8 protein-coding genes, 1 tRNA gene and 1 pseudogene are annotated in these 6,099 nt (G+C 61.8%); all 10 read left to right on the top strand.

All coding sequences use genetic code 11. The features are described from left to right. On the top strand, positions 1-827 hold an 827-nt coding region (locus ACI38Z_RS00740; RefSeq protein WP_439788278.1), incomplete at its 5' end, for an EF-Tu/IF-2/RF-3 family GTPase. Positions 828-976: 149 nt separating this feature from the next. Beyond that, complete coding sequence (rpmG, locus tag ACI38Z_RS00735) at positions 977-1,189, top strand: 50S ribosomal protein L33 (protein ID WP_439788279.1); 213 nt, start codon at positions 977-979, stop codon at positions 1,187-1,189. A gap of 14 nt (positions 1,190-1,203) precedes the next feature. Beyond that, positions 1,204-1,279, top strand: a tRNA-Trp gene (locus ACI38Z_RS00730). A gap of 61 nt (positions 1,280-1,340) precedes the next feature. Beyond that, entirely contained in the window at positions 1,341-1,709 is a 369-nt protein-coding gene (gene secE / locus ACI38Z_RS00725) for a preprotein translocase subunit SecE (protein WP_439788277.1), read from the top strand. 3 nt (positions 1,710-1,712) lie between these two features. Next, positions 1,713-2,264: a transcription termination/antitermination protein NusG gene (nusG, locus tag ACI38Z_RS00720; protein ID WP_439788276.1), complete on the top strand. Its 552-nt coding sequence runs from the start codon at positions 1,713-1,715 to the stop codon at positions 2,262-2,264. Between the two features lie 84 nt (positions 2,265-2,348). Continuing rightward, a complete protein-coding gene (gene rplK, locus ACI38Z_RS00715) occupies positions 2,349-2,774 on the top strand; it encodes a 50S ribosomal protein L11 (protein ID WP_439788275.1) in 426 nt (141 codons plus the stop codon). A 106-nt stretch (positions 2,775-2,880) separates the two neighbouring features. Beyond that, positions 2,881-3,588 (top strand): 50S ribosomal protein L1, encoded by a 708-nt coding sequence (gene rplA / locus ACI38Z_RS00710; protein ID WP_439788274.1) that lies wholly within the window; start codon positions 2,881-2,883, stop codon positions 3,586-3,588. A gap of 428 nt (positions 3,589-4,016) precedes the next feature. Further along, the gene (rplJ, locus tag ACI38Z_RS00705) at positions 4,017-4,532 is read left to right on the top strand and encodes a 50S ribosomal protein L10 (RefSeq protein WP_439788273.1); all 516 of its coding nucleotides are present in this window, start codon (positions 4,017-4,019) and stop codon (positions 4,530-4,532) included. 70 nt (positions 4,533-4,602) lie between these two features. Next, the gene (rplL, locus tag ACI38Z_RS00700; protein WP_439788272.1) at positions 4,603-4,980 is read left to right on the top strand and encodes a 50S ribosomal protein L7/L12; all 378 of its coding nucleotides are present in this window, start codon (positions 4,603-4,605) and stop codon (positions 4,978-4,980) included. A gap of 326 nt (positions 4,981-5,306) precedes the next feature. Beyond that, positions 5,307-6,099: pseudogene (locus ACI38Z_RS00695) on the top strand (DNA-directed RNA polymerase subunit beta); the annotation flags it as partial.

Here is a 6,099-nt window from a genome sequence, read left to right as displayed (position 1 = left end):
AGGTCGGCGTCAAGTACATCGTCGTCTTCCTGAACAAGTGCGACATGGTCGACGACGAGGAGCTCATCGACCTCGTCGAGATGGAGACCCGTGACCTCCTGTCCGAGTACGGCTTCCCCGGAGACGATATCCCCATCATCCGCGGTTCCGCTCTTGGCGCCCTCAACGGCGAGCAGAAGTGGGTCGACTCCATCATCGAGCTCATGCACACCGTTGACTCCTACATCCCGACGCCGAAGCGTGACAACGAGAAGCCGTTCCTGATGGCCATCGAGGACGTCATGACCATCTCCGGCCGTGGTACCGTCGTCACCGGCCGTGTCGAGCGCGGCGAGCTCAAGCTCAACGACCCGGTCGAGATCGTTGGCCTGAAGGACACCCAGACCTCTACCGCCACCGGCATCGAGATGTTCCGCAAGACCCTCGACTTCTGCGAGGCTGGCGACAACGTCGGCATCCTGCTCCGTGGCATCAAGCGCGAGGACGTCGTCCGCGGCCAGGTTCTCTGCAAGCCCGGCACCGTCACCCCTCACCACGAGTTCACCGGCGAGATCTACGTCCTGACCAAGGAGGAGGGCGGCCGTCATACCCCGTTCTTCTCTGGCTATCGTCCCCAGTTCTACTTCCGCACCACGGACGTGACCGGCGACATCACCGAGCTCACCGACTCTGACGGCAACAAGGTTGAGATGGCTATGCCTGGTGACCACATCACCATCCACTGCGACCTCATTCACCCGATCGCCATGGAGGAGGGCCTGCGCTTCGCTATCCGCGAGGGCGGCCACACCGTCGGCGATGGCCGTGTTGCCACCATCATCGCCTAGTTCTTCTCGACGATAGTCTGGGCCCGGCGCCCCGAAAGGGGCGTCGGGTCTTCTTGTCCGCTTGCCCGTTCCCTGTATGCGCTGATATTTGGTGGTTTTGTCGAGCCGAGAAGTACGATTGACACGTGCTTGACAGAACGAACCATCGAATGGTAGCGTATACCATCGCCGACGCTGGGGTAGTCCCGTGGCGGTTATCTACAGGAGGATCAATGCGTACACTCGTTACCCTTGCATGCACTGAGTGCAAGCGTCGCAACTACACCACGAAGAAGAACAAGTCCAACACTCCTGATCGCATGGAGTTGAAGAAATATTGCCCGTGGTGCCACAAGCACACCCTTCACAGGGAGACCCGCTAAACTAGGGTCAACACAGGCCAGTAGCTCCAATGGTAGAGCGGCGGTCTCCAAAACCGTTTGTTGAGGGTTCGAGTCCTTCCTGGCCTGCCAGATTACACCACCGGCTATCCTCCTTCCTGGGGTTAGCCGGTTTCTATGAACAGGGGTTTTGATGGCAAAGAAGGAGCGTCAGAAGAGAAGCGCACGTAAGGCCCGCGCGGCAGAGCGTGCCGAGCTCGAGGCAACGCGCGCCGCTTCGCAGGCAGGCTCTAAGGAGCAGGCCAAGAAGGCTGACGCTGCGGTTGCCAAGGCCTCTACCAAGAAGGCCGAGAGCAAGCCGGCGAAGAAGCAGGGGCGCATCCGCTCGTACTTCTCCGCCGTCAAGGCGGAGATGCACCGCGTCGTGTGGCCGGACAAGAACGAGCTCCGCAGCTACTCCATCGCGGTCATCGTGATGCTGATCGTCTTTGGCGTGTGCGTCTGGCTCGTCGACACGGGCTTCGTCGCCGTGCTCGCCGGCTTCACGGGACTTCGGGGGTAAGACATGGCTAAGCGTTGGTACGTGGTTCACACCTACTCCGGCTACGAGAACAAGGTGAAGACCGACCTTGAGCACCGCGTCGAGGCCTTCGGCATGAGCGACCAGATCGTGGACGTTCAGATTCCCACCGAGGAAGTCACCGAGATCAAGGATGGCGGAGCTCGCGAGACCAAGGAGCGGAAGATCTTCCCTGGCTACGTGCTCGTCCGCATGGAGATGAACGACGACACCTGGACCGTCGTGAGGCAGACGGAGGGCGTCACCGGGTTCGTGGGCCTCGACGGCAGCAAGCCCGCTCCGCTGCGCAGGTCCGAGTTCAACAAGATCATGCATCGCAACCAGCCCTCTGGCGCGAAGCAGCAGAAGCACGTCACCATGACCACCAACATCGAGCCGGGCATGTCCGTCAAGGTCGTCAGCGGTCCGCTCGCGGACTTCGACGGCTCCGTGTCAGAGGTCAACGCAGAGTCCGGAAAAGTCAAGGTCATGCTCACGATCTTCGGTCGCGAGACCCCCGTGGAGCTCACGCTCGACCAGATCTCGATCATCGCTTAGGTACCATTCGTTCCCCGTATCGGTGAGGATTGCTTCTCGGGGGACGGTAGAGATAAGAACGCAACTTCCGTCTAGGAGACAACAATGGCCAAGAAGGTTACCCACTTCATCAAGCTCCAGATTCCTGCCGGCGCTGCCAACCCCGCGCCTCCCGTCGGCCCCGCACTCGGTGCCGCCCAGGTCAACATCATGCAGTTCTGTCAGGCATTCAACGCCGCCACCTCTGACAAGAAGGGCGACATCATCCCTGTCGAGATCACGGTCTACGAGGATCGTACCTTCGACTTCGTGTGCAAGACCCCTCCCGCGGCCCAGCTCATCAAGAAGGAGCTCGGCATCAAGAGCGGCTCCGGCGTTCCCCAGCGCGACAAGGTCGGCCAGCTCACCCAGGAGCAGCTCACCAAGATCGCCGAGATCAAGATGCCGGACCTCAACGCCAACGACATCGAGGCCGCCAAGAAGATCGTCGCCGGCACCGCTCGCTCCATGGGCGTCACCGTCGCCGAGTAGCTTTGGTTCCAAGCGCGCGGGCAACGCTCGCGCGTACGTTTAGGGCGGGACATCCGCCAACGATGTGGGAGGGCCACGCCGCCCGTTGACCACAGGAGGTAATGAAATGGCGAAGCACGGAAAGAACTACAACAACGCTACGGCTAAGTACGACAAGGCCGAGGTCTACAGCCCCAAGAAGGCCATGGAGCTCGTGAAGGAGCTCTCCACCGCCAAGTTCGACGAGACCGTCGAGGCTTCCATCCGCCTGGGCGTCGACACCCGCAAGGCCGACCAGAACGTCCGCGGCTCCATCTCCCTGCCCAACGGCACCGGCAAGACCGTCCGCGTCGCCGTCTTCGCGGAGGGCGCCAAGGCCGCCGAGGCCGAGGCCGCTGGTGCCGACATCGTCGGTTCCGACGACCTGGTCGCCGAGATCCAGAAGGGCAACATCAACTTCGACGCCGTCATCGCGACCCCGAACCTCATGGGCAAGGTTGGCCGCCTCGGCCGCATCCTCGGTCCCCGTGGCCTCATGCCGAACCCCAAGCTCGGCACCGTCACCATGGACGTCGAGAAGATGGTCAAGGAGCTCAAGGCCGGTCGTGTCGAGTACCGCGCCGACCGCTACGGCATCTGCCACGTCCCCATGGGCAAGGTCTCCTTCACCGTCGAGCAGCTCGTCGAGAACTACGCTGCCCTCTACACCGAGATCCTGCGCGTGAAGCCGTCCACCGCGAAGGGCCGCTACGTCAAGTCCGTGGCCTTCTCCTCCACGATGGGCCCTGGCGTCAAGGTCGACACCACCGTCACCCGCGACTTCCTCGCGGAGTAACGCCAAGCCTAGCTAGGTAACAGTTCTTGCGCCATGACCGGGTCGGACTCGCTCCGACCCGGTTTCTTGTAGCGACGCCGCGTGGGGTGTGGTCTTGGCGCCGCGGCAACGCGAAGCGCCCCGTTCTTCTCGCCCCTTTTGTGGAGGGGAAGAGAAGAGGCGAGAAGAACGCGAGCGCCTCGCTTGACGGCCGCGGGCCAGGGTGTGACAATACCCTCTGCGCAAGCGATTGCGCGATTACACACAGCACGTACCGCTGCCAAAGACAGCAGGTGCCCGCAGGGGCTCAAAGGGAATCCTCCCGCCGGCCGAGGTGGTCTTGGAATGACTTCTTGGACCCTGCTTTGGCTGCGCCAAGCGGGGTCTTATTTTGTGAAGGCCCGCCGCGTCGGCGGCATGTGCCCGAACAAAACAAGGAGGTGTAACACATGCCCAACAACAAGAACGTGGAAATGCTCGCCAAGGTCAACGAGGCGATCGAGGCTTCCAAGGGTGTCTTCTTCATCGACTACCGCGGCCTCACCGTCAAGGAGACGCAGGACCTGCGTCGCAAGCTGACCGCAGCCGGCGCTCACATGAAGGTCTTCAAGAACAACATCGCAAAGATCGCGTTCAAGCAGGCCGAGATGCCCGAGGTCGACGTCGCTGGTACCGTCGCCTACGTGTTCTACGAGAACGACCCCGTCGAGGCCGCCAAGGTCATCAAGAAGGAGTCCGAGGCCTTCAAGAAGATCGAGTGGCTCGGCGCCATCGCCGACGGCAAGGCCCTCACGGCCGAGCAGGCAAAGGCCTACGCCGACCTCCCCTCTCGCGAGGAGCTCATGGCGAAGCTGGTTTACGTCATCGCAAGCCCGCTTTCCGGCATTGCCCAGGTCTGCGCTGGTCCCGCAAGGGGTCTCGCGACCGTTCTGGACGCCATCGCGGATCAGAAGAACGCTGCCTAGCAGCACCGCACCACGTAACAACAAGCATGACGGGCGCATGGAACGCGCCCACTGACAAAGGAGAATTGACATGGCTGTCACCAAGGATGAGATCATCGAGGCCCTCAAGGAGATGCCCGCTCTCGAGCTTTCCGAGCTGGTTCACGAGCTGGAGGACGTCTTCGGCGTCTCCGCTGCTGCCCCCGTCGCCGTCGCTGCTGCCGCTCCCGCGGCCGACGCCGCTCCCGCCGAGGAGAAGACCAACTTCGACGTTGAGCTGACCTCCTTCGGCTCCAACAAGATCGCCGTCATCAAGGTCGTCCGCTCCCTCACCTCCCTTGGCCTGAAGGAGGCCAAGGAGGCCGTCGAGTCCGCCCCGAAGGTCATCCTCGAGGGCGCCAAGAAGGACGACGCCGAGGCCGCCAAGAAGCAGCTCGAGGAGGCCGGCGCTACCGTTACCCTGAAGTAACTGGAGCCCAATCCTTTTTGCACCATGGGGGACCGAGCCTTCGGGCTTGGTCCCCTTTCCTATGTGTCGGGACTTTGGCGGCGGGGAAGCGGGGAGCGAAAAAAGACCCGCGTCCCGGTGGGCGAGAAGAGCGGGATGCATAACTCGCAATCACAAACAACCCACAATTTGAATTTACAAAGTCGCAGGTAAATGGGCTGTTCTTCTCTGCTAGTTAATCTGGTCGAGAATGTCAAGACCGAATGTTGACCTGGAATCCCAATTTCGTTAAGTTATTAGATTGCGACAACTGCCGCATTTTATCTCGTCGAAGGAGGAAGTGCCTGGTGCCTACCGCAAAGTCTTCCCAGCCCGCACAGAAGGAGCAACGCAAGCGCGTGAGCTTCAGCAAGATCCCCAGTGCGATGGAGTTGCCCAACCTCATTTCCGTACAGAAGGAGTCTTTCAACCGCTTCATGACCGAAGGCCTGGCCGAGTGCTTTGCCGAGTTCTCTCCCATCGAGAACGCCGCAAAGAACATGCAGGTCACCTTTGGGGAGCATCAGTTTGGCGACGCGCCGGCTGACATCGCCGAGTGCCGTGCCAAGGATATCACGTACCAGGCGCCGCTCTTCGTCGACGTTCGCTTTGTGAACGGCGACACGGGCGAGATCAAGGAGCAGCTCGTCTTCATGGGCGACTTCCCCCTGATGACCGACAGCGGCACCTTCATCATCAACGGCACCGAGCGCGTCGTCGTGTCGCAGCTGGTCCGCTCCCCGGGTGTGTACTTCTCCGAGGAGATGGACAACGGCGTCGAGGTGCACCACGTGCAGTTCATCCCCGCGCGTGGCGCATGGCTCGAGTTTGAGGTCGACAAGCACGGCCACCTGGTGGTCTCCATCGACCGCAAGCGCCGCCAGAGCGCGACGATGTTCCTGCGCGCCCTTGGCATCGCCGAGACCGACGACGACATCATGAACCTCCTGGGCGATTCCGACATCGTCCGCTCCACGCTGGAGCGCGACGTCGCGACGACCCGCGAGGACGCGCTGCTCGAGATCTACCGTCGCCAGCGCCCGGGCGAGCCTCCCACCGTGGAGTCCGCGAAGAGCCTGCTGGACGGCCTGTACTTCAACC

It is taken from the genome of Parafannyhessea sp. (genome assembly GCF_051876455.1).
Taxonomy (GTDB): Bacteria; Actinomycetota; Coriobacteriia; order Coriobacteriales; family Atopobiaceae; genus Parafannyhessea.
The sequence above is the reverse complement of the archived record's forward strand: the minus strand, read 5'-3'. Positions and strand labels throughout refer to the sequence as shown.

Excerpts from the sequence above, each read along its gene's own strand:
- rplA (WP_439788274.1), top strand. The coding sequence starts at position 2,881 with ATGGCGAAGCACGGAAAGAACTACAACAACGCTACGGCTAAGTACGAC.
- secE (WP_439788277.1), top strand. The coding sequence starts at position 1,341 with ATGGCAAAGAAGGAGCGTCAGAAGAGAAGCGCACGTAAGGCCCGCGCG.
- rpmG (WP_439788279.1), top strand. The coding sequence starts at position 977 with ATGGTAGCGTATACCATCGCCGACGCTGGGGTAGTCCCGTGGCGGTTA.
- nusG (WP_439788276.1), top strand. The coding sequence starts at position 1,713 with ATGGCTAAGCGTTGGTACGTGGTTCACACCTACTCCGGCTACGAGAAC.
- rplK (WP_439788275.1), top strand. The coding sequence starts at position 2,349 with ATGGCCAAGAAGGTTACCCACTTCATCAAGCTCCAGATTCCTGCCGGC.
- rplL (WP_439788272.1), top strand. The coding sequence starts at position 4,603 with ATGGCTGTCACCAAGGATGAGATCATCGAGGCCCTCAAGGAGATGCCC.
- rplJ (WP_439788273.1), top strand. The coding sequence starts at position 4,017 with ATGCCCAACAACAAGAACGTGGAAATGCTCGCCAAGGTCAACGAGGCG.